Source organism: Bacteroides uniformis, assembly GCF_025147485.1.
GTDB classification, from domain to species: Bacteria; Bacteroidota; Bacteroidia; order Bacteroidales; family Bacteroidaceae; genus Bacteroides; species Bacteroides uniformis.
The window spans coordinates 3,842,606-3,866,529 of sequence record NZ_CP102263.1 but is presented as its reverse complement, the minus strand read 5'-3'; the positions used below and the strand labels follow the sequence as shown (position 1 = coordinate 3,866,529).

The 23,924-nt window shown below is 50.6% G+C and carries 21 protein-coding genes; 1 reads left to right on the top strand and 20 read right to left on the bottom strand.

Features of this window, described 5'->3' with window-relative positions; translation table 11 throughout:
* Positions 1-4: 4 nt before the first annotated feature.
* The 12 genes from NQ510_RS15650 to trpB all read right to left on the bottom strand — a co-directional run bounded on the left by NQ510_RS15650 (position 5) and on the right by trpB (position 13,102).
* Positions 5-841 carry a TolC family protein gene (locus NQ510_RS15650; protein WP_034525533.1) on the bottom strand — a complete coding sequence of 279 codons (837 nt, stop codon included), beginning with the start codon at positions 839-841 and terminating at the stop codon, positions 5-7.
* 30 nt (positions 842-871) lie between these two features.
* On the bottom strand, positions 872-2,038 hold the full coding sequence (locus NQ510_RS15645) for a sugar transferase (protein WP_034525542.1): 1,167 nt from the start codon (positions 2,036-2,038) through the stop codon (positions 872-874).
* An 18-nt stretch (positions 2,039-2,056) separates the two neighbouring features.
* Complete coding sequence (locus NQ510_RS15640; protein ID WP_005827508.1) at positions 2,057-2,416, bottom strand: response regulator; 360 nt, start codon at positions 2,414-2,416, stop codon at positions 2,057-2,059.
* 25 nt (positions 2,417-2,441) lie between these two features.
* Entirely contained in the window at positions 2,442-4,724 is a 2,283-nt protein-coding gene (locus NQ510_RS15635) for an LruC domain-containing protein (protein ID WP_005827510.1), read from the bottom strand.
* 180 nt (positions 4,725-4,904) lie between these two features.
* Positions 4,905-5,945, bottom strand: coding sequence for an asparaginase (ansA, locus tag NQ510_RS15630; RefSeq protein ID WP_005827512.1), 1,041 nt, complete (start codon positions 5,943-5,945; stop codon positions 4,905-4,907).
* A gap of 141 nt (positions 5,946-6,086) precedes the next feature.
* Positions 6,087-6,866, bottom strand: a complete 780-nt coding sequence (trpA, locus tag NQ510_RS15625) for a tryptophan synthase subunit alpha (RefSeq protein ID WP_005827514.1) — start codon at positions 6,864-6,866, stop codon at positions 6,087-6,089.
* A gap of 168 nt (positions 6,867-7,034) precedes the next feature.
* Positions 7,035-7,658 carry a phosphoribosylanthranilate isomerase gene (locus NQ510_RS15620; RefSeq protein ID WP_034525534.1) on the bottom strand — a complete coding sequence of 208 codons (624 nt, stop codon included), beginning with the start codon at positions 7,656-7,658 and terminating at the stop codon, positions 7,035-7,037.
* Between the two features lie 124 nt (positions 7,659-7,782).
* A complete protein-coding gene (trpC, locus tag NQ510_RS15615) occupies positions 7,783-8,610 on the bottom strand; it encodes an indole-3-glycerol phosphate synthase TrpC (protein WP_005827518.1) in 828 nt (275 codons plus the stop codon).
* A 4-nt stretch (positions 8,611-8,614) separates the two neighbouring features.
* Positions 8,615-9,610, bottom strand: a complete 996-nt coding sequence (trpD, locus tag NQ510_RS15610) for an anthranilate phosphoribosyltransferase (protein WP_005827521.1) — start codon at positions 9,608-9,610, stop codon at positions 8,615-8,617.
* Between the two features lie 64 nt (positions 9,611-9,674).
* Positions 9,675-10,322 carry an anthranilate synthase component II gene (locus NQ510_RS15605; RefSeq protein WP_005827523.1) on the bottom strand — a complete coding sequence of 216 codons (648 nt, stop codon included), beginning with the start codon at positions 10,320-10,322 and terminating at the stop codon, positions 9,675-9,677.
* Between the two features lie 146 nt (positions 10,323-10,468).
* The gene (locus NQ510_RS15600) at positions 10,469-11,869 is read right to left on the bottom strand and encodes an anthranilate synthase component I family protein (protein ID WP_034525535.1); all 1,401 of its coding nucleotides are present in this window, start codon (positions 11,867-11,869) and stop codon (positions 10,469-10,471) included.
* 54 nt (positions 11,870-11,923) lie between these two features.
* Positions 11,924-13,102: a tryptophan synthase subunit beta gene (gene trpB / locus NQ510_RS15595; RefSeq protein ID WP_171029006.1), complete on the bottom strand. Its 1,179-nt coding sequence runs from the start codon at positions 13,100-13,102 to the stop codon at positions 11,924-11,926.
* 628 nt (positions 13,103-13,730) lie between these two features.
* Here trpB and NQ510_RS15590 point away from each other — a divergent pair.
* Positions 13,731-14,306 carry an HdeD family acid-resistance protein gene (locus NQ510_RS15590; RefSeq protein ID WP_005827537.1) on the top strand — a complete coding sequence of 192 codons (576 nt, stop codon included), beginning with the start codon at positions 13,731-13,733 and terminating at the stop codon, positions 14,304-14,306.
* 85 nt (positions 14,307-14,391) lie between these two features.
* On the opposite strand, the gene NQ510_RS15585 is transcribed toward NQ510_RS15590, so the two are convergent.
* From NQ510_RS15585 to NQ510_RS15550, 8 genes are all read right to left on the bottom strand, one after another.
* A complete protein-coding gene (locus NQ510_RS15585; RefSeq protein ID WP_005827539.1) occupies positions 14,392-15,690 on the bottom strand; it encodes a S28 family serine protease in 1,299 nt (432 codons plus the stop codon).
* 181 nt (positions 15,691-15,871) lie between these two features.
* Positions 15,872-18,061 carry a glutamine synthetase III family protein gene (locus NQ510_RS15580; RefSeq protein ID WP_005827544.1) on the bottom strand — a complete coding sequence of 730 codons (2,190 nt, stop codon included), beginning with the start codon at positions 18,059-18,061 and terminating at the stop codon, positions 15,872-15,874.
* Between the two features lie 45 nt (positions 18,062-18,106).
* Positions 18,107-19,375, bottom strand: a complete 1,269-nt coding sequence (locus NQ510_RS15575; protein ID WP_005827546.1) for an ammonium transporter — start codon at positions 19,373-19,375, stop codon at positions 18,107-18,109.
* Between the two features lie 58 nt (positions 19,376-19,433).
* A complete protein-coding gene (locus NQ510_RS15570; RefSeq protein ID WP_005827548.1) occupies positions 19,434-19,790 on the bottom strand; it encodes a P-II family nitrogen regulator in 357 nt (118 codons plus the stop codon).
* 78 nt (positions 19,791-19,868) lie between these two features.
* A complete protein-coding gene (locus tag NQ510_RS15565) occupies positions 19,869-20,594 on the bottom strand; it encodes a hypothetical protein (protein WP_005827550.1) in 726 nt (241 codons plus the stop codon).
* Positions 20,595-20,679: 85 nt separating this feature from the next.
* Positions 20,680-21,912 (bottom strand): LL-diaminopimelate aminotransferase, encoded by a 1,233-nt coding sequence (locus tag NQ510_RS15560; RefSeq protein ID WP_005827552.1) that lies wholly within the window; start codon positions 21,910-21,912, stop codon positions 20,680-20,682.
* Positions 21,913-21,939: 27 nt separating this feature from the next.
* Positions 21,940-22,788 carry a diaminopimelate epimerase gene (dapF, locus tag NQ510_RS15555; RefSeq protein WP_005827555.1) on the bottom strand — a complete coding sequence of 283 codons (849 nt, stop codon included), beginning with the start codon at positions 22,786-22,788 and terminating at the stop codon, positions 21,940-21,942.
* A gap of 340 nt (positions 22,789-23,128) precedes the next feature.
* Positions 23,129-23,893, bottom strand: coding sequence for a glycerophosphodiester phosphodiesterase family protein (locus NQ510_RS15550; protein WP_005827557.1), 765 nt, complete (start codon positions 23,891-23,893; stop codon positions 23,129-23,131).
* Positions 23,894-23,924: the final 31 nt, after the last annotated feature.

The window sequence follows — 23,924 nt, the reverse complement described above, 5'->3', positions numbered from 1 at the left end:
AGTTTTACTTGTCTGTTATAACTTTAACATTAGTCAGCATCTCTAACAATACGATTGAATTGTGTAAAGCTACGCGGCTTTGCTCATAATTAGTCACGGCACCGGTGCGGCGTGCACGTTCCAAAGAAAGTGCAATGATATCAATGGCTCCTTGTATGAAGTTGTTTTCTGAAATTTTCATCTGTGCGTTATACAAGGCGGCCGTTTCTGCTTTGGCTTTTATAGTGGCTAATTGTTCGGTAACTGCATTGTAGGCTTCCAATACCTTTAGTCTCCGTTCTTCCATGACATCTTCTTGCATATATTGCAATTGTTCTATCTGATAGCGGTAGTCTTTCAGTTTCAGTGGTCGGTTGAACAAGTCTCCTAAGGTGATGCCGAAGCTGGCCCCGACATTGAAGTTGTGCTGGGCACTCGACATGGTTGTCTGGTACATAGGGGTGAACTCGTCACTGGCATTGCCTATAATATTGTAGCGTCCGTAAGAATAGTTACCGTTCAGTCTGAAGTAGTTCCACCAGTTCCGCTTTTCCAGGCGATATTGGTTCTTGAGTTGCTCTACTTGGGATTGGGCTCTTTTTACTGACGCATTCTCTGTCACTGCATCAAGAAAGACAGATAGAGGGGGCAATTCTAATTTCTCAATATCTATTGATGTCTTCGGACTGATTAAACCCAATGTGTTGACTTCTATTTTTTTATCCTCCATCTTGAGTTGCTCCAATATCTTGATGCGCTCCTCCCGTGTCAACTCCTGCTGCGCAGCCACAGACAAAGGTACCCCCAACAATCCTAAAAGGATTACACTGTAAATGATGGACTTGATATATCTTTTTATCATCTCTAAAACCATATAATTCCTATTATCTTTTTATACATTCTCTTTTTGCACAAACGCCGTCAGCGTCTTGCACAGTATCTTCATGTCCAGCCAGAATGAGAATTCTTGGGCGTACTTAATGTCCAGTTGCTTGCGCTCTTCGGCCGACATCTTCCCGGCGCCGCCTCGTTTCTCCACTTGCCACAGTCCCGTCAGTCCGGCGGGGGCCATGAAGCGCTCGATATATGCGTCGCTGGTCAGCAGCTCGGCCTCGTAGAGGGGGAGCGGGCGGTTGCCCACGATGCTCATGTCTCCTTTGAGGACGTTGAACAGCTGCGGCAGTTCGTCAATGCTGTACTTGCGGATGAAACGGCCTACGCGGGTGACACGGGGATCGTTCTCTATCTTGACGAACGTATTCTGTTTTTCTTGGGCCTTCTTTTTGAGGAAATCTTCTTCAGAGATGACAAAATCGTCCGAAATCAGCAGGGTAGCCTCTTCTTCAGAAGTGCCGGTCAGGTCGTCGAAGCGGATATCGGGCTGCTCGTCCGTAAGCTCTTCCTCTATCTTATATTGGTTGAGGGCGTTCAGCTCTTTCAGGCGCTTGTCGGCATTGGTGTACATGGAGCGGAACTTCAGGAAGTTGAATATCTGGTAGTTGCTGCCCACACGCTGGGACTTGTAAATCACTCTTCCCTTGCTTTCCACGCGGATGGCTATGGCTGTCGCGATGAGTATGGGAGACAGCACAATCAGTACGGCAACGGCAAAGAGGATGTCGAATATGCGCTTCCACACAGGCAGGTGGAAGGTGTTGAATATCTTACGGTGTGACTGGCTGAATTCCTGCAGTTTGTGCTCCTTGCGCAACCGGAGGAATTTTACCATTTGCAGGAGGCTCTCTTCGCTGGCCATGGGGGAAAGGGTGTTGTTGACACCTGCCTGCAGATAGAGCTTGCGGTGTTCCTTCTGCAGTCCTTCGGTGATGAGGATGATGTAGACACGGGGGAAGCGCTTGTGCAGGAAAGTGATGTTCTGGCTGTCCTTTTGAGGGGTACTTTCTTCGTAAAGAATGGATGTGTTGTACCGTTCGCGGATACCGTCGATGACTTTCGCCGCTTTGTTGCAGGATGAAACAGCCATGAACATGCCTCCCGTAATTTTGCTCAAGTGGTCGATGGTGACGCGGTTGCTACCTATGTAGATATAATATAACATATCCATTGATTTTGTTGTTTAGAGAAATTTCTTGATGCGGGCCTTCAGCTCCATAGGATTGAAAGGTTTCAGTATGAAATCCTCGGCCCCGGCTTCGAGCAGGTTGATGCGCTCGGTGGTACTTTCTTCACTGGAAAGCATCACAACCGGAATGTCCTTGAAAAGTGAATTGCTTTTCAGATATGCCAGGAATTCACTGCCGGTCATCTTGGGCATGCGTATGTCCGAAATGATGAGAGCGGGTTCGTTCCCCTCATTCAGCCATTCTATGGCCCTGACGGGATCTTCGAAATAAACCAGCTCATTCTCTTTCCCTAAATAGACCGAGAGTACCTTGCCTATGGCAGGTTTGTCATCTACAAATAATATTTGTTTCATTGTTTATGATAATTGTTTGCTATATTTATCTATATACATTTTCTTCTACCGGGTGTTCGTACCATTCCGTATACTGGGTTCTGTCTTGGGCCCAATAGATGAATTCCGGATATGCGCTTGCTTCGGGGATGTCAGTACGTGAAACATTGATGGTTTCCTTGGGATAGCGGAAGCCATACGGCACGCAGATTGCCCACGTGTTGTTGCCCGCTAAGTCAAGATTCTCTTGCTGTATGGTTCCGGCGGCAGTGGCGCCATATCCCCAAAATTCGTAAAGATGAACTTCCATGCGTTGTTCCATGCTTTTATATTGATAACAGATGAAGAAGTCCAGATTGTCTTTTGAGAATAGGGGCTCTGTCCGAGTTTGGTCTGTCAGTTCAATAATGACTTCATAAGTATACTCTTTGGCGGTTACTCCAATGCCGGTGTTTACCATCTCACCCGGTTCGACTCCAAATACATTGTGTACTTCGCCTGCAATGGGGATTACGACACTCGGATCGGAATCTTCCATATAAGTAACGTTATTGTACCTGAATTTGTTGTACGAGCTGTTGAATGACTCCTGGAAACGCGAATCGTCGCCTCCGGTCTTGACTTCCCGGATATCGGATTTATTGATTCCGGTAATCCGGAGCCCTACGCCCAACGGCTTGCTTGCTCCTGCTGCAGCAAGGGTCACGTCGAGCTGTATGCGCTTGATGTGGTTCGTCTTTTTCTCGCGGTGATAGTAGGTCTTCACGTCCAAGACCACGTCGTTGAAGTCATAGTCGCCTACCAACGGGAAGTTGTCTTCGAATACGTACGTATAGGAGACCGGGTCTGTAGGGGTTTCTGAGCCGGACTCGTCCGGAGTATTGCCTTCGCCCGTACAGTCTCCGGCAGGAATGGTGATGGGGGATTCTCCCCATTTGGATATGGTTCCTTCGGTGTTCTTGATGGCATCAAGGAATTTGGCTTCCCACCAGATATCCTCGGTGATATCATCGTCAATTTCTTTCACTTCATAATGAATGTTTCCCTGGCTGGAGAAATTTCCTATATCTTCAATTTTATTGATTTTTACCAGTGCATATTCATTGTTTGGACCCATAAATTGTGCTTGTGACAATTCTGCTTCATCAAGTACGGTTATCATGGAGTTGTCACCCATCGTGATTTGGGTGTTGTAATTGTTGCTATGGTCCCCGAAATCCTCTATCTCTGCAGAAGAGGTGTCTCCCATGTTCAGTGTGCCTACAAATTCTTCCGCATATAGATAGCATCCGTTGTCTATAGTGATGTTGCTGTCGGTTTTCCCGATATAGGCTTTGCCCTGGTTGATGAATTTGCATCCGCTGTCGAAATTCATTTCATCGACACGCACAGTACCGCAATTATAGAATGCTCCTCCCTGGCTGACATGGAAATCATCTATTTCCATAGTGCCGGCATTGTAGTTGTAGCTGCCTCCGGATGCATTGGTCAATTCGATGTCGTTCCCTTTGATGGTTCCACCCGCGTAGACGATAAACCGGCTGGATTGCACTAAAGTGAAGGTGTGCTCGTCCGGTATCACGATTTCCCCTCCGTCAATCACATAGAATTCGAAGCCTCGTTCAACGGTCATGTTGTTTCCATTGGGTTCCCAGCTGCCTTCAATGATGATGATGGCCGGATTGTCACTTCCCATGCCGTCCTTGCTGATTTTATTCCTATATATATTGTCTTTGGAGATTTTGTAGGCTTTTCCGTTTTGAAAATCGGTATTCGGCCTTATTTCTTCGGCACTTGATAGCATTGCGGTGATTTCTGCCTCAGACTTTTCCGGTGAATAGGTCTCGATGCTGACACTGCGTGTCCATGCGGCACGTGTAGTTGTGGGGGAACTGCCGAAAGCGGCATGGAGCTGACCGTTTTGGATGGATACGTATTTTACTATGTTGCGGCTGTGTGCATCGGTGCGGCACACAAAAGCGCTCGTCAGCACAGAAGGGCAGTCCATGACGGTAGTAAATACTGTTGTATTATTGGCGGTGCCTTCTGTCAGCAGTTTGGCAGATGACCGGCTGATTAAGGGGTTCTTGTCGTAAATACGTATGGTATAGTCGATGCCGGTATCTTCGGATACAGAAACATTGACCCGGACCTGCTGAGTCATTTTCCAATCCATAGCCGGATCTATGTTCTTGACCGGAAACCTGTCTTGATAGGCTGCTTTCACTTTTTCGGGGTTAAAAACATCGTCTTTACAACCCTGCAGCAGTATGCCTACTGTAAGAATAACAAGCGGCAGAAAGCGTTTGTATAGGGTATTTTCTCCCATATTTTACATTTGTTTTGCTTGATTGTAAGCAAAAGTACGTTTATTTAAACTAATAAGCTTTATTAATGGGGGATAAAAGCGTGTTGGTTAACGCTTTTTAACGATTTTGCATGGATAGATAATGCAAGTTTGTCTTGAAAATTATCAATATTACTAAATGCCCTCTGTATTGCCGCTTTACTAAATCTTGGTGATTTCTCCTGCCAGGTCGGAATTCATGCGGTGGCGGATTTCGGCTTGGTCCAGTCCATGCCCCAGGAGGAACATGAGTTTGGTGACGGCACATTCGGGGGTACTGTCATAGCCGCTGATGACACCTGCCTGGAGAAGTTGCAGACCGGTTTCGTAACGTCCCATCTCGACGGCGCCACTTTGGCATTGGGTGATGTTGACGATGACAATGCCACGTTCGCTGGCTTCTTTCAGCTGGCGGATGAACCATTCTTTCTGGGGGGCATTGCCGGAACCGAAGGTCTTGAGGACAACAGCTTTCAGGCCGGGAACATGAAGCACGGAGTTGATGATGCTTTCCTGGATGCCGGGAAAGAGGGTGAGCACTACGACATTGGTGTCGAAAAGGTAGTGCGGCTTCATGGGGCGTGACGGGTCGGGACGGTGGATGAGGTGCTCGTTATAACGGATATGGATGCCTGCCTTTGCCAGTGCGGGATAGTTGAAGGAGCGGAAAGCATTGAAATTCTCGGCATTGATTTTGGTGGTACGGTTGCCCCGCATCAGCTCGTTCTCGAAGAAGATGCACACTTCGGGGACGATAGGAGTACCGTCCGGATGCTTGGCGGCGGCTATTTCAATGGCGGTGATGAGGTTCTCTTTCCCGTCGGTGCGCAGGGTGCCGATGGGAAGCTGGGAACCGGTGAGGATGACCGGCTTGGAAAGGTTCTCGAGCATGAAACTGAGGGCGGAGGCTGTATAGGCCATCGTATCGGTACCGTGCAGGATGACGAAGCCGTCGAAATTGTCGTAGTTGTAGTTGATGATTTTTACAATCTTTGCCCAGAGGGAAGGCTCCATGTCGGAAGAGTCGATCGGTGGGTCGAACTGATAGGAAGAGATGCGGTAGTTGAAGCGCTTCAGTTCGGGAACATGCTGTAGCAGTTGGTCGAAGTTGAAGTTCTCAAGCGCACCGGTCTCGGGATTTTCTATCATTCCGATAGTTCCGCCAGTGTAAATCAATAGTACGGAAGGGCAATCGACTTTCATGATATTCGTATTAGAGCTTTTTTCGGGCACAAAGATAGTGAAATATGAGATGGGGAGAAAATAAAAGAGACAAGTCTTTGCAGATTTTGTCTCTTTTATTATTTCATTGCGAAAAATATATTGTATGAAATTTGAATAAGCTCACTGTTTCAAATCTTCCTTCAACTGCCTGATAGCCTTTTCCGCATCTCCTTCCTTCTCGTTGAGCAGCGTGACGAAGCGGCTGCCGATGATGGCACCGGATGAGTGGGCGCAAGCGGCATCGAATGTCTGCTTGTTGCTGATGCCGAAGCCTACCATGCGTGGATTGCGCAGGTTCATATCCTCTATCTTCTTGAAGTAGGCTTGCTTCCGGGTGTCGAAGTCTTTCTGGGCACCGGTGGTAGCGGCACTGGACACCAGATAGATGAAGCCGTCGGTGTGGGCGTCTATTTCGCGGACGCGGGCTTCGCTGGTTTCGGGGGTAATGAGCATGATGACACGGATGTCATACTTCGAGGCGATGGCTTTGTAACTCTCTTCGTAATCGCGGAAAGGGAGGTCGGGAATGATGACGCCATCGATGCCGCATTCCACGCACTTCTGGCAGAAGGCTTCGAAGCCGAACTGCATGATGGGATTGAGGTATCCCATAAGGACAAGCGGGATGCGGACATCGCGACGGATGTCGCGCAATTGTTCGAAAAGCAGACGGAGGGACATGCCGTTATGCAGGGCGCGGGTGGCGGCATTCTGGATGACAATGCCGTCGGCCATGGGGTCACTGAACGGAATTCCGATTTCAATCATGCTGACTCCGTTTTTTTCGAGGGCACGGATAACGTCGGCTGTACCGTCGAGGGTGGGACAGCCTGCACAAAAGTAAATGGACAGCAGATTCTTGGGGCTGTCCTGGAAAAGTTGGTTAATGCGGTTCAACATACTATTTTTATTTACTATTTTACAATTTACTATTTACTATTTGGCTGCGCAATAACGCTGCATGGTACTATTTACTATTTGACAATTTACTATTTACTATTTACCATGTACAATGTACAATTTGCCATGTGGCGTATATTGCGCAGCCAAATAGTAAATAGTAAATCGTCAAATCGTACCTCCCTTGAGTTCTTTCAGGAAGTTTGAGATGCGTTCCACATCCTTTATTCCCGGTGCCGTCTCGAAGCGGCTGTTGATGTCGATACCTGCGAAATAGGGATGGCGGAACTCCCGGAGGGCTTTTACGCTGTAGGGGTTGATGCCACCGCTGAGCAGGAACGGGGTGGGACCGTTGTAGCGGTGCAGGAGGTTCCAGTCGAACTGGTTGCCGGAACCGCCGTACTGCGGGGTCTTGGTGTCGAAGAGGTAGTAGTCGCACAGACCATTGTAGGCAGATACGGCAAGCAGGTCCTTGGGCAGCAAGATAGAGAAAGCCTTGATGAGGTGCAGGCCTGCATTGCGCAGGGAACGGCAGTATTCGGGAGCTTCATTGCCATGCAGCTGGATGTAGTCCAGGCTGAAACGGTCGGTATACATCAGGATGTTTTCCTTACTTTCGTTGACAAAGACGCCGACGCGCTTGGCGCAGGCTGGCAGATACCCGGGCATCTGGCACAGACAACGGGGAGATTTGGGGTAGAAGATAAAACCAATCATATCTACACCTTGCAGTTCTACATTGCGGATGTTTTCTGCTTCGGTCATTCCGCATACTTTGATGAGAGGAGACATTTTATTTACGATTTACAATTTACGATTTACAATTTACGATTTACAATTTACGATTTACAATTTGGCTGCGCGATGTAACGCTGTATGAGAGACTTTTGTATTTACAATTATCAACTTTCAGCTTTCAATTATTAATTAAGAGACTGTCTTGGATGAACTCTTTCAGGGTTTCGCCCGGATTGGCTGTTTTCATGAAGGTTTCGCCGATGAGGAAACCGCGGAAGCCGGCGGCACGCAGGCGGCAGATGGTTTCGGGGTCGGAGATGCCGCTTTCGGAGACAAGGAGCGGGGATGCCGGTCCGTGGGTGGCTTCGCGCAGTTGCCGGGCTATCCGGAAGGAGTTTTCTACATCGGTGACGAAGGAGCCGAGGTTGCGGTTGTTGACACCCACCATGTCGACCTCCTTATTTATATAGGAGAGTTCCGAAGGGCTGTGGATTTCGAGCAATACCTCCAGCCCGAGTTCGTGGGCTTGGGCGGTGAGGGTGCTGCACTGCTCCGGACTGAGGCAGGCGGCAATGAGCAGTACGGCGTCGGCACCTACGATGCAGGCTTGCAGAAGCTGGTACTCGTCGATGATGAAGTCTTTGCGCAGGATGGGGATGTGGACCAGCGGACGGGCCGTGCGGATGTCGCGCAGCGTACCGCCGAAGAACTTCTCATCCGTCAGGATGGAGAGGGCGGCGGCGCCGGCGGCTTCGTAGGAGGCGGGTATTTCCTCTGCTTGGGCAGCCTCGTTTATCCAGCCTTTAGAGGGTGAACGGCGTTTGAACTCGGAGATGATTCCTGTAGAAGAAGCGGCAAGGGCCTGCTTCATGCTGCGGCGGTGGGCCGCATTCTCCCGGATGATGACTCCGGCCTGCTCCTGCAACTGTTCCAGAGAGACGGTCTGCTTTTGCAGTTCAATTTCTGTTTGCTTATGGGCGATGATTTCGGACAGTATATCTTTCATTGCTTCATTTATTAATCTCGATAAATTTTTTCAGTGTCGCCAGCGCCCGTCCGCTATCCAATGATTCGCGTGCGATGGCGATGCACTCTTCAATCTCTTTCTGCGGCTCCATCACCTGGATGGCAAAGGCGGCGTTGACAATGACGCATTGCGTTTGTGCAGGTGTGGCATGCCCCGTAAGGATATTGTCGAAGATGCGGGCGGCATCTTCCTTGCATACGCCGCCGAAGAGTTCTTCGGGACGGGCATCCTTGAAGCCGAGGGCCTGCGGACGGTAGATGCGCTCATAGTTGCGGGTCATCACCTTGAACTCGTCCGTCAGGGAGATTTCGTCGTAGCTGTCGAGGCTGTTGACCACGGCAAAGTCAATGCCGAGCTTATAGAATACGTTGGTGTATAGGCGCATCTGCGAGAGGTCTGCCACACCGAGCAGCTGGTATGCCGGACAGCATGGATTCACCAACGGGCCGAGCAGATTGAACAAGGTGCGCACTCCCAACGTCTTGCGTACGGGACCGACAAACTTCATCGCCGGATTGAAAAGCTGGGCATGAAGGTAAGCGATGTTGCACTCCTCCATGCTGCGTTTCAGCGTGTCGGGGTTGTTGGTGAAGCGTACGCCGTGCTGCTCGATGACATTGCTGGCTCCGCTCACGGAAGTGGCTCCGTAGTTGCCGTGCTTGGCAACCTTGTAGCCGGCTCCCGCCACCACGAAGCAAGCGCAGGTGGAGATGTTGAAGGTGTTCTTTCCGTCGCCGCCCGTACCTACAATGTCGATGGGGCGATAGGGGGCGAAGTCGATGGGAAGGCGTGTCTCCATCAGTGCTTCGCGGAAACCGATAAGCTCGTCCACAGTGATGCTCCGCATCTGGAAGGCAGTGAGCAAGGCTGCTATCTGCGCCTCAGGATACATTTCCTTGGTGATGTTGAGGAGGATTTGTTTGGTTTCCTCCGACGTAAGCTCTTCGTGGTTAAAGAGACGGGTGAGTATTGCTTTCATCTTTTTATTTACGATTTGACGATTTACGATTTGACGATTGAATTTACTCTTTTTCTGAAGTGCCTCATTTGAAAAGCCAGTTTTTTACGATTGTTTTTCCGTCGGGTGTCAGTACCGATTCAGGATGGAACTGGATGCCGTGTATGTCATACTCCCGATGTTTCAGCGCCATGATTTGTCCTTCGGGGCTGATGGCGGTAATGGCCAGCGCTTCGGGAAAGTCCTTCGTATCCACTACCCAGGAGTGGTATCGTCCGACGGGAATCCTATTGGGTAAACCGCAGAAGATATAGTCTTCTTCGAGAGAAATACCTTCATAATCCTTTCCCCCCAATCCTTCATCACTAATCCCTAATCCTTCCTCCCTCGTCCCTAATCCCTCACTCCTAATCCTTATCTCCGTCTGTACCCCATGGAATACCTCTTCCAGATTGACCAGCTTTCCGCCAAACACTTGTCCGATGGCTTGTTCGCCCAGACAGACACCGAGTATGGGTTTCCGTCCGGCATAGGTGCGGATGACATCCAGCAGCAGTCCGGCTTCCTCGGGGACACCGGGGCCGGGTGAGAGGATGATTTTATCGTATGGCTCCAATTCTTCGAGCCGGAATTTATCGTTGCGCAGCACATCCACTTCTGCGCCAAGCTCTTTCACCAGATGGGCAAGGTTGTAGGTGAAGGAGTCGTAATTGTCTATGATAACTGTTTTCATCTTTTGTATTTACAATCTATTTTATTTACTATTTGACGATTTACGATGTACGATTGAAGTTACTTTATTTACGATGTACGATTTGGCTGCGCAATGTACGCCGCATGGCAAATCGTACATCGTAAATCGTCAAATCGTACATAAACTCACATTTTTTCTGCCATCTCAATCGCCTTTTTCAGTGCGCCGAGCTTGTTGTTCACCTCTTGCAGTTCGTACTCGTCGTTGCTCTTGGCCACGATGCCGCCGCCTGCCTGGAACCAGAGGACACCGTTGCGGCTGACAAAAGTACGAATCGTAATCGCCTGGTTCAGCGAGCCGTTCAGTCCGATGAAACCGATGCAGCCTCCGTAGGCTCCACGGTTGTGCGGTTCCAGCTGGCTGATGAGCTGCATGGCGCGTACCTTGGGGGCACCGCTCAGGGTGCCGGCAGGAAAGGTGTCGATGAAGGCCTTGACGGGGTCGGCCTCTTCGCGGAGCGTTCCGCTGACACGGCTGACGAGGTGGATGACATGGCTGTAATACTGCATCTCCTTATAGAAGTCCACCTTTACATCGTGGCAGTTGCGGGAGAGGTCGTTGCGGGCAAGGTCCACCAGCATCACGTGTTCGGCGTTCTCTTTGGGGTCGTCGTGCAGGTACCGGGCATTGAGGGCATCCTGCTCTGCATCGCCGGTGCGCTTCGTGGTTCCGGCAATGGGGTCGATATAGGCATGGCGGCCTTCGATGCGGCAATGGGTTTCGGGGGACGAGCCGAAAATGCGGAAGCCTCCGAAGTCGAAATAGAACAGATAGGGAGAAGGGTTGATGCTGCGCAGGGCACGGTAGAGCTTGAAGTCATCGCCTGTGAAACGCTGCTCGAACCGGCGGGAGAGGACTATCTGGAAAACGTCGCCGCGCAGACAGTGGGCGATGCCCCGGCGGATATTCGCCTTGTGCTCCTCGTCCGTAAGCGGAGAGGTGGTGGGGCCGATGGCGCGGAAATCGTAGGCGGTGTAGTTACGGTTATGGATGGCCTTCTGCACCTGGTCCAGTTCGCTGGTCTCGCCGGGCGCCAGCATCTCGAGAAGCAGCATCTCATTCTTGAAGTCGTTGAAGACGATGAGGTACTTATATAATATGTACAGCATGTCCGGCGCATCGTTGGTAGCTTCGCGGCTGTCCTTCACGGGGATATTCTCGAAGTAGCGGACAGCATTGAAGGAGGTGTATCCGTAGAGTCCGCAGTAATTGCTGTATTCGCCCTCCACGCGGAAGCGGCAGAGGAAATCGTTCAGTGCGTTTTCCACCCGGTATTCTTCGGTTATGGGATGCTCTTCGCGGCTGTCGTCCGGCAGACGGAAGATAGCCGTGCCGTGGTCTATGCTGACACTAGCCAGCGGACACAGAGCGATGAACGAGCGGTTGTTCTCACTGCCGTGATAGTCGGAACTCTCCATAAGTGCGCTCTGCGGAAAGATGTCACGCACCTTCAGATACGTGCTCACCGGCGTATGCAAGTCACCGAGCATGGTGCGGCTGACTGTTTTATAATCATATTGTTTCATTGTATCTTGTATTTTATTTCATCTCGTATTTTCAAATAGCTCATCACTTATCACTTATAACTCATCACTCAAATACGTCTCTATATCCTTATCCCCCCGTCCCGACACCGTCAGCACCACCACGTCCGTCGGCTTGAACCTCATCTTCTCCAGCGCACCCAGTGCGTGGGCGCTTTCCAATGCGGGGATGATGCCCTCGAGCCGGGTCAGCTCGTAGGCGGCGCGGATGGCTTCGTCGTCGTTCACGGCGAGGACGATGGCACGTTTCTGCTTGGCAAGGTTGGCGTGCATGGGGCCGATGCCCGGATAGTCCAGTCCGGCAGAGATGGAATAGGGCTCTTCTATCTGTCCGTCCTCGTTCTGGATGACGTAGGTGCGCGAGCCGTGGATGATGCCCATCTTGCCGAGGGCGATGGTGGCGGCTGTCATTCCCGTTTCAATGCCTTTTCCTCCGGCTTCGGCGAGGACGATTTGCACGTGCGGGTCGTTGACGTAGTGATAGATGGTGCCGGCTGCATTGCTTCCTCCGCCTACGCAGGCGATGAGGTAGTCGGGGCATTCGCGTCCTTCATGCTCAAGAAGTTGTTTCCTGATTTCTTCGCTGATGACGGACTGCAGGCGTGCCACCATGTCGGGGTACGGATGCGGGCCGACGGTGGAACCTATCACGTAGTAGGTGTCCGAGGGATGACAGCACCAGTCGCGGATGGCTTCGTTGGTGGCGTCCTTCAACGTCATATTGCCACTGGTGACGGGAACGACGGTGGCGCCGAGCATCTTCATCTTCTCCACATTGACGCGCTGGCGCTCTACGTCGGTCTTACCCATGTAGACGATGCATTCCATGTTCATCAAGGCGCAGACGGTGGCTGTGGCCACACCGTGCTGTCCGGCTCCGGTTTCGGCGATGATGCGGCGCTTGCCCATGCGGCGTGCCAGCAACACCTGCCCGATGCTGTTGTTGATTTTGTGGGCACCGGTGTGGTTCAGGTCTTCACGCTTGAGGTAAATCCGGCAACCGTACTTCTCGGACAAGCGGTGTGCCAAGTAGAGTGGGGAAGGGCGTCCCACGTAGTCGCGCAGCAACTGGTCGTATTCACGCTTGAAGTCCTCACTTTGCAGCACCTTGAGGTAGGTGTTCTGCAACTCTTCTACACATTTGTGGAGGATTTCGGGAACGTATGCCCCGCCGAACTCTCCGTAATAACCTTCTTTGTCAACTAAGAAATTCATCATGTTATTTACTATTTGACGATTTACTATTTACTATTTCAGAAATCAAAACGCATTATTGCTTAAACGAAAAAAGCCCCGTCGCTTGGTGCGACAGGGCTCTTTTTGTTTTTTACTATATATTACATATATACATACGAGCGCTGCTCCCTTACGACTGTCGGAGTTGTAACGGGTGCCACCACCAATATGTATTTACTAACATTGTTTTCATTGACTTTTTTTGTTTTATCGGGGGCAAAGACAGTGCAAACCGAATGTATAATAAAATGAACTTGTTCATTTTTTATGCTGAGGTGCAGCCTGTCTTCGTTTTCGCGACAAATATAAGCACTTTGTTTTAACTGCCAAAATAAATATGACTTTTTTTCTGGATAAGAACATTTTTCTTGAAATATTGTTCTTATAAGTGTAGTAAAAACGAATATTCATTCAAAAAAAGAAAGGAACAAACTATGAATAGAAAACATTTAGTTGCCATAGGCGTGGTTATTGCTGTACTGTTGTTATTATACTGGCTTTTTGTGGCCGAAGATATGAATGCCTGGCTGAATGTAAACTGATTTTTCGGGATTTTCGTGTGGAGTTATTCGGATAAAGATGTATCTTCGCAAAAAAACATAGACTCATGAAAGGATTAAGTTATTCATTTTTGCGTGCTATATGTGCGCTGGTTATCGGTTTGGTGCTGGTGATGTTTCCCGACCAGGCGGGTGATTACTTTGTGATTACGATAGGTGTCATTTTCCTGGTGCCTTCGCTTATCAGCATCATAGGCTACTTTGCACAGAGCACGGAGATGCGCAGCCGTTTCCCTATCGAGGGAGTGGGCAGCCTGCTGTTTGGCTTGTGGCTGATTATCATGCCCGGTTTCTTTGCCGATTTGCTGACATTTGTATTGGGATTTATCCTGGTGATGGGAGGAGTGCAACAGATTGCCTCGCTTTCCGCTGCCCGTCGCTGGATGCCGGTACCGGGAGGTTTTTATGTGGTTCCGGTATTGATTCTGCTTGCCGGCTTGGTTGCGCTGTTCAATCCTACGGGAGTACGCTCCACGGCATTTATCATTATCGGTATCAGCAGTCTGGTCTATGCGGCTTCGGAACTGCTGAACTGGTTCAAGTTTACGCGTCGCCGCCCGAAGACACCGGATGCTTCAGTAAAGGCAGTGGACGATATTGAGGATGCACAAATTATAGAATAAAAAAACAGACCATCTGTTGAGGTAGAACAGATGGTCTGTCAGGAGTAAACGGATGGTCTGTTCATGCCACACGGACCATCCGTTTTTATTGTTTCAACCATTCATTTATCAGCTCCATCACTTGCTTCTTTTCCTCTTCGGGCAGTGTGCCGATGCGTGCCCGATGGCTTCCACCGGGCTCTACGAATACATGGATGTTTTTCTTTCCTTTCAGCCAGGTCACTCCGGCAGCTGTCCACGGGTCGTTCTGTCCGTAGATGAATATCATTTTCGGGTCATTCTCTTTCAGGAACTTCGTGATTTTCTTGCTTAGGGTCTTGTCGAAGGGCATGTCTTTCAGCTCTTCGGGGAGCATGAGGCGATGCAGGTAACCCTTGCTCGATTGGATGGAAAGATACTTCTTGAAAGGCTTCGTATCGTAGCCGTAATAGCCCAGTTCGCGGGCGGCCTGCACGAAGAATGAGGCTGTGGGACTGTCGGCAATGAAGTAGTCGGGATTACTGATACCGAGCAGATGGGCAAATATCTCATCGTCCGAGGCCGTGGTGGCAGGGATGCTGCTGACGGGAGTTCCCCACTGCCAAAGGGCAAAAGAATACTCCAGCACGCAATAGTCGTATATCTCTTCAACGGGCGCACGGAACTTGAGTCCTTTTTCATTGCAATATTTCTCAAAGCGGGGGAGCAGTGCGGCTTTCCGTTTCAACACTTCCAACTGGAAGTCCTCAATCCGTTTGCGGTCCTCCGGAGTAGACACTTTCCTGAGGAAAGGCTCGTGGCGTCCGTCTTCCGCCCCGTAGCAGAGCGGAGCTACATAAGGCACGGAAATATCCACGTCGTCCGGATAGAACGTGCGGTAGAGCAGGGTAGTCTGTCCGCCCTTGCTGATGCCGGTCGCAATCCATTTGCCGGGATAGATGCTTTTAAAGGCGTTGCGGACGGCGTGCAGGTCGTCGGCAGAATTCTCGGCGGTGAGGTATTGCCAGTCTTTAGGCTCAGGGGTGGATTCCAGGAAATAACGGTATTCCACAAAAATCATGTTGGCATCGAGCAACTCTGAAAGTTCCTCGCGATACTTGGGGTTGAGGGCATAGGCAGCTCCATAGCCTTCGGTTACAATCACCGTGGGACGGTCGAAGCCGACGTGGGAGACAATCACGCGCTGGCGGAAACTGCCCTTTTCGGGATGACGGTGGTCCAACGGCTGGGTAAAATAGGTTACATACTTCTCGGAGAACCGGGTGGACTCCAACGGACGGGTTTCCGTAATGGCGGAAATCCGACCCAGTTTTTGCTGCAGATCGGTTTGTGCCGGGGCAGCAGCCGAAACGAACAGCAAGGCAAACAGCAGGAACGCTGCATAGCAGTTACGTAAATTCTTCATGATGACAGGATTGTTTTATCTGACGGGCAAAGATAGGTTATTTCCCGCTTACCGCCAACAGTTGGCATGGACGAAAAAAAGAGAGAGAACTGCCTCGCGGCACCTCTCCCCCCTGCAAACTTAAAACAACCAACAAAAGAATGAGATAGGGATTAAGGATTCATCCTTCATCCTCCATTTTTCATCTTATAAACAGTAACTCGCGATATTTGGGCAACGTCCACATCTGATTGTCGACGATGAGTTCCAGCTTGTCGATGTGGTAACGGATTTCCTCCATCATCGGTACGATGTTGTCGTGGTAGGCGATGGCTTTTTCACGTTCACTCTCAATTTTGTTGGCCACTTTGCGCGCCTCAATCATGGCATCCACATGCTCCTTGATGAAGGCGGTACGGTCGGCAATCTCTTCGATGAGTTCCAGATTCTTGGCAGACAGTTTTGCAGCCTTCTCTGCGGGGAACAGGTCTTTCATCTTGTAGACGTTGTCAATCAAATCCGACTGATACTGTGTAGCTACGGGGATAATGTGGTTCATGGCCAAATCTCCGAGCACGCGGGCTTCAATCTGTATTTTCTTGGTGTACATTTCCCATTTCACCTCGTTGCGGGCTTCCAGTTCCTTCTTCGTCATGACACCGATGGACTCGAACATCCGGATGCTCTCCGGTTTCAGGTAGTTGTCGAAGATGACGGGAACACTTGTCTCGCAGTCCAGACCGCGGCGGGCTGCTTCGGCTTTCCATTCATCGCTGTAACCGTTGCCGTCAAAGTGGATGGGTTTGCAGACTTTGATGTACCGGCGGATGACTTCGAGGATGGCGGAGATTTTCGGCTCCCCCTTTTCAATCAGTTCGTCCACATCTTTCTTGAATTCCGTTAATTGCTCGGCAAGGGCGGAGTTCAGCGCAATCATGGCGCTGGCGCAGTTGGCCTCGGAACCCACGGCGCGGAACTCGAAGCGGTTGCCGGTGAAGGCGAACGGGCTGGTGCGGTTGCGGTCGGTATTGTCTATCATCAGTTCCGGAATCTGCGGGATGTCCAGCTTCATGCCTTGCTTGCCGCTGAGGCTGACGAGGTCGTCCTTGGTGCTCTCTTCGATGTGTTCCAGCACCTGGCTCAACTGCTTGCCCAGGAAGGAAGAGATGATGGCCGGAGGCGCTTCGTTGGCACCCAGCCGGTGGGCGTTCGTCGCACTGGAGATGGAGGCTTTCAGCAATCCGTTGTGACGGTATACGGCCATCAGCGTATTCACTACGAAGGTGATGAAACGCAGGTTCTCTTCGGGCAGTTTGCCGGGTGCGTGGAGCAGGATACCGGTGTCCGTACCCAGCGACCAGTTATTATGCTTGCCGCTACCGTTGACACCCTTGAAGGGCTTTTCGTGTAGCAGTACGCGGAAACCGTGGTTACGTGCCACTTTACGCATCAAGGCCATGATGAGCATGTTGTGGTCTACCGCCAGGTTGCATTCCTCGAAGACGGGAGCCAGCTCGAACTGGTTGGGAGCCACTTCGTTGTGACGGGTCTTGACGGGGATGCCGAGTTTCAGCGCTTCGATTTCCAGTTCCTTCATGAAAGCGGCCACACGGCTGGGGATGGCCCCGAAGTAATGGTCTTCCAACTGCTGGTTCTTGGCGCTGTCATGGCCCATCAGCGTGCGTCCGGTCATCAGCAGGTCGGGGCGTGCGGCGTACAACCCTTCGTCAACCAGAAAATATTCCTGCTCCCAGCCCAGATAGGCAACCACTTTCTTTACTTCCGGATTGAAATAGTGGCATACGTCGACGGCAGCCTTGTCTACGGCACGCAGGGCTTTCAGCAACGGTGCCTTGTAGTCCAGAGACTCACCGGTATAGGCGATGAAAATAGTCGGGATGCAGAGCGTGTCGTCTACGATGAATGCCGGGGAGGAGGGGTCCCATGCCGAGTAGCCACGTGCCTCGAACGTATTGCGGATACCGCCGTTCGGGAAACTGGAAGCGTCCGGTTCCTGCTGCACGAGCAGTTTGCCGGTGAATTCCTCCATCACGCCGCCTTTGCCGTCGTGTTCCACAAAAGCATCGTGCTTTTCGGCAGTACCTTCGGTCAGCGGATGAAACCAGTGCGTATAGTGGGTCGCCCCCATTTCAACCGCCCATTTCTTCATACCTGCGGCAACCTCGTCGGCTATGCTGCGGTCCAGCGGAGCTCCGTTGTCAATCACATCCGTCAGTTTGGCATACACCTTGCTCGGCAGATAGCGGAACATCTTCTCCTTGTTGAATACATACTTGGCAAAATACTCTGACGGACGTTCCGCCGGGACTGCCACTGCAACGGGTTTCTTCTTGAACGCCGTCTCTACTACTCTGAATCTCAATTTTGACATAATACCTTAGAGTTGTAATTGTTGGTTTAATAAAATATAAAATCATTATGCACCGTAGGCAGACTCGCCGTGTTCGTAAATGTCGAGTCCTTCTTCCTCCACACGTTTGGAAACGCGGAGGCCGTGGATTTTGTCGAGTCCTTTGAAGATGATGAATCCCATGCCTGCTGCCCATGCGCCTACTACGAGTGCACCGAATACCTGCGCTCCGAGAAAGCTCCAGCCTGCACCGTAAAACAGTCCCTCACTGGTGGAAAACAGTCCGGTGAGGATGGTTCCCGTGAAACCGCAGACGCCGTGTACGGAACTGGCCCCTACGGGGTCGTCAATTTTCAGTGTCCGGTCGATGAATTCCACCGAATAAATCATCAGGATGCCGCAGATGGTGCCGATGATTACCGACCCGAAGGGAGAAACCATGTCACAACCGGCCGTGATGCCTACCAATCCGGCCAGAATGCCATTCAGTGTCAGAGACAAGGAGGGTTTGCCATATTTCATCCAGCTTACCGCCAATGCAAAGAAACCGCCTGCGCAGGCTGCCAGATTGGTGGTGAGGAATACATGCGAGATGGCCCTTGCATCGTCCGTAGTGGCTGCTGCCAACTGTGAACCGGGGTTGAAGCCGAACCATCCGAACCAAAGGATGAATACACCCAGTGCCGCAATCGTGAGGTTATGTCCCGGAATGGCTCTTGACTTGCCGTCTTTGCCGTATTTCCCGATGCGCGGGCCGAGGATGGCCGCACCTACCAGGGCAATCCAGCCGCCTACGGAGTGGACGATGGTGGAACCTGCGAAGTCATGGAAAGTTGTTCCGAATGTTTCCATCATGAAGGAACCTGCCTCACCGTTCATCAGCCAGCCGCCGCCCCAAGTCCAGTGACCGGAAACGGGATAAATCAGCACACTGATGAAGATGGTGTAAACCAGGTACATGGAGAATTTGGTACGTTCTGCCATAGCGCCGGACACGATGGTGGCAGCCGTTGCGCAGAATACAGTCTGGAATACCAGGAAACCTTCCGTGGGAAGCCCGCCTCCGTCGTAGAACGAGAGGTCGAAGAAATGGGGCATTCCTATGAATCCGCCTGCACCGAACATCAGTCCGAAACCGATGAACCAGTAGAGCAGGCTGCCAAACATGAAGTCAACGAAGTTCTTCATCAGGATATTGGCCGTATTTTTTACTCTGGTGAAACCGGCTTCGACCAGTGCAAAGCCCGGCTGCATGAAGAATACCAGCATGGCTGCAAGCAGCATCCATACAGTGTTCAGTCCGTTGGTCAGTTCACTTAAAATAAGTTTATCCATAATTTCTTGTTGCTTTTAGTTGTATTGTATTTTCTTGGTTGTGGTTTGTAGCTGCCCGTTATCTTTCTTGTTCGGCATTGTAGAGTGCGATGTCGCCTCTCTCTGCAGTACGTATGCGTATGGCATCCTCAATGGGGATGACGAAGATACGTCCGTCGCCGATTTCACCGGTTTGTGCAGATTTGATGATGGCTTGTACGGTCTTTTCCGCATTCTTGTCGCGCACCACGATGGAGATAAGGATGCGCTCGATGGAACTGGTGTCGTACATGACACCACGGTAGATACGGGCTTGTCTGGATTTCCCGATGCCCCGTACATCATAATAGGAGAACCATTCGATGTCCGCTTCGAGCAGCGCGTCCTTCACGTCCTCGAACTTGGTCTTTCGGATAATAGCTTCAATCTTTTTCATACCTTAAATAATTTACGATTAGACAATTTACGATTTACTATTTGCCTTTCGGTGTGTGTAAATCATAGGTTTTTCATCTTAGAAACTTAGTCCGACTACGAAATAGGCACCTTCAGACCTTGGATTCCAGGTTGCTTTGGCAAACAACGGGAGGGAGAAGGAATCGGTGATTTTGATGTCTTTTGATACTCCCAGGCTGACGTCGCATACGGCAAATCCGTTGGCTCCATAGAAGTCCGTGGCCCAAGGGGTAGCGCCTATCTCGGCCGTCCAGTCCAGACCGCCCAGTGTGAAGGGGGCTGCCACGGAGATGTAGGATGAATAAGCACGGTCACCGTCTTTGTCAACACCGTCGTCGCCTGCAAAGTTGGTGTACCAGTTTACGGCTACGGGGCCGAAATCATAGCCGATTTGCGCCTCGAACAGATGTGAGTTGGCAGCATTGTGTGCACCGTACTGGAAGTATTTGGCTGTCACCCCATCTCCGGTCACATTGTACCAGTAGTCCGTCACCGATACGCTGAAGCCTCCGGTTGAATATCCCAGTATGAGGTCGAACTCTTTCGTGTCCGAACTCTCGATGCCTACGGAGCCCCAAGCTCCCAGAGAGAAACCTTTGTAGGCGATGGATGCGCTCGGCTGGAGGCTTACCCCTCCCAAATCCTGGCCACGCCACACGTAACCGCTTACGAGGTCGACGCCTGCCGACGCTTCCACTTTATCCTGAGCCTTTGCCGTGAAAGGCATTGCCATTGATAACAGCGCCATTGCCATTATTCCCCATTTTACACTTCTTGTTTTCATACCTTTTTACCTTTAAGTTTAGAAAAATTCCGGATGATCAGTCCGACTCGATTATAGCAAGTACCTCGCTAATTCAATTGTTTTTTTATTTCAGCCACTTCCGGATGCGCTTCATGGCTTCCACGCAGTCTTCGTGCTTGCCGAAGGCCGTCAGCCGGATATATCCTTCACCGCTGGGGCCGAAACCTACACCCGGTGTGCCCACTACATTGGCTTCGTACAGCATCTGTTCGAAGAACCGCCAGGAACTTGTTCCGTCGGGTGTTTTCAGCCAGATGTAAGGAGCGTTCACACCGCCGTAGACTTTCAGCCCGGCCGCTTCAAGGCCCTGCTTCATGGTCCGGGCATTGTCCATATAATAATCTATCGTTTCCTTTATCTGCCGCTGTCCCTCCGGTGTGTAGATGGCTTCCGCCGCTCGCTGGGTGATGTAGCTGGTGCCGTTGAACTTGGTAGATTGGCGGCGGTTCCAGAGCTTGTTCAGCGGGATGCGTTCGCCTTCCAGCGTGGCGGCAGTGAGTTCTTTCGGCACAACGGTGTAGCCACAGCGTACTCCCGTGAATCCGGCAGTCTTCGAGAAGCTGCGGAACTCGATGGCGCATTTCTTCGCTCCCTTTATCTCATAGATGGAGTGGGGCACGTCGTCTTCGCGGATGAAGGCTTCGTAGGCGGCATCGAACAGAATCAGCGTGTCGTTGGCGAGCGCATAGTCCACCCATTTCTTCAGCTCGGGCTTGGTCAGGGTGGTGCCCGTGGGGTTGTTGGGGTAGCAGAGGTAGACGATGTCGATGCGCTTGTCCGGAATCTCCGGGATGAAGTCGTTCTCGGCGGTACAAGGCATGTAGGTGACGTTGCTCCACTGGCCGTTTTCCTCCAGTACTCCGGCACGTCCGCACATCACGTTACTGTCTATATAGACCGGATAAATCGGGTCGGTCACTCCCACGCTGTTGTCGTGGCGGAGAATGTCGCCGATGTTTCCCGTGTCGCTCTTTGCTCCGTCGTTCACGAAGATTTCCGTAGGACCGAAGTGGATGCCTCGCGGAAGGTAATCGTGCTTGATGATGGCTTCTATCAGGAAGTCGTATCCCTGCTCGGGACCATATCCACGGAATGTCCGTGCGTCAGCCATCTCCTCCACTGCCTTGTGCATCGCTTCGATGCAGACCGGTGGCAGTGGCCGGGTAACGTCTCCGATACCCAGACGGATGACCTCTTGCTTGGGATGTGTTATCCTGAAAGTATTTACCTTCTTGGCTATGTCTGAAAACAGATAACTGCCCGGTAGCTTTAAAAAATGTTCGTTTACTAATGCCATAATCTTTTCTTGGTTGATAGTTGGTGATTAGTCAATTAATTCAATTTTGCCGTCGAATACTTTGGTGGCTTCTCCCGTCATCAGTACATGCCTGGTGGCGATGTCCCATCGGATGGTGAGTGAGCCTCCGTCCATGATGATGATGGATTCCCTTCCTGCGCGTCCGGTGAGGAAGGCTGCCACGGCGGTGGCACAAGCTCCGGTTCCGCAGGCTTGGGTAATGCCCGAGCCTCGTTCCCAGACACGCATCCTTATTTTTCCTTCTCCCAATATCTGGGCAAATTCCACATTGATGCGTCCGGGGAAGAGAGGGTGATTCTCCAGTTTGGGACCGATGACTGTAAGGTCGATGGCTTCAATATCATTGACAAAGATTACCAGATGTGGGTTTCCCATGGATACGGTGGTCCCTACATATCGTTCTCCGTCCACTTCGATGGGCTGTTCTTTCATCGGTTTGGCTCCTTTGCCGTCGTAGTCTGCCGGTTCGTCGGCAGGTATGCCCATGTCTACGGTTACAGAGTTGACCTTTCCGTCTGCCAAGTGCAGGTTTAGCATCCTTATACCTGACAGTGTATCGAGTGCGATTTCTGTTTTGGAGGTCAGTCCGTAGTCAAAAAGATATTTTCCGATGCAGCGGCTTGCATTGCCGCACATCCGGGCCTCCGAGCCGTCGGCATTGAATATCCGCATGCTGAAATCGGCTTTGTCCGAAGAACCGATAAGTACCAGACCGTCACTTCCAATTCCCGTATGCGGTGCACTCCATGCCCTCGCAAGCTCTTCCGGATGGCTGATAGGATATTGGGTCGTATCTACATAAATGTAGTCGTTTCCGGCACCGTGCATCTTGGTGAATTTTATAGCTCTTGTCATTTTGTCCTTTATTGGTTGGTTAGTATGTCCTTTTGTTCTATTTCGATGCAAATATACGACGTTTTGTTTTATAATTAACTGTAAAGCATATCTATTTTCTATTATTTTTTAGCGAAACTTTCATTCAATGAGAATATCTACTGTCAGGCTTTCAATTTAAAAGCATATGGCTTTGTTTTTATATAAATTGTAATCCATGTGAAAGTTTAGTTTGATTCAAAATAAGAAAAAAGATTTTTTATAAGACTAATTGCTATCTTTTTGAAAACAAAAAACCGCTCCATTGCGGACATAATGAAGCGGTTTGTTTGGTTTTTGTTTCTAAATGTATAAGGAGCGGCTATTTTTTCTTTAAAATTTCTTCCAGCACTACCGGTTCATTGGTTGTGATGAAATCTACTCCTTGGCTGATGAGCCATTCCATGTCTTTGGCTTCGTTTACGGTCCAGGCGTTTACTTTCATGCCGAGGTCGTGGCATTCCTTTATCCATTCAGGATGTTTTTGGAAAACACTGAAGTGATAGTCGGGACCGGCACAACCCCATGCTTTCAACTCCTTGGGGGTAAGGTCACCGCTCAGATAGTAGACGGGGGTACCTTTGGGTGCCAGACGGATAAATTCCTTGGTGGCATGTTGGGAGAAGGTAATATATTCCGTACGATTTTCCAGTCCCATGTCTCTAATCATTTTAATGATACCCTCTACGGCACGTGTCTCTTGTTCGGGAGTTTTATGGGCTTTCAGTTCGAGGATGAGACGGGTTTTCAGTCCCACGGCCTTCTCCAGATATTGTTGCAGGGTGGGGAGTTGTTCGCCGTTGTCCAGTTGCACGGCTGTGCATACCTTGGCTGTGGCATCTTGCATAGTCACGCCTTTAAAGGTGGCGTCATGATTGACAACCAGCTGATTGTCTGTAGTAAGCCAAACGTCGAACTCGGAGCCGTAGCAGTGGATAGAATCAGCCTTTACAAGTGCGGCAAGGGAGTTCTGGGCCGAGCCGTCCGTAGTCCAGAAACCACGGTGGGCAATGACTTCCTGGGCCTGGATAGTGCCGCACGCAGCAAAGAGCAGGGCAGAAGCAAAAAAAAGTTTTTTCAGATTCATAATGATTAGGGTGTTTTGTTTTGAACACAAA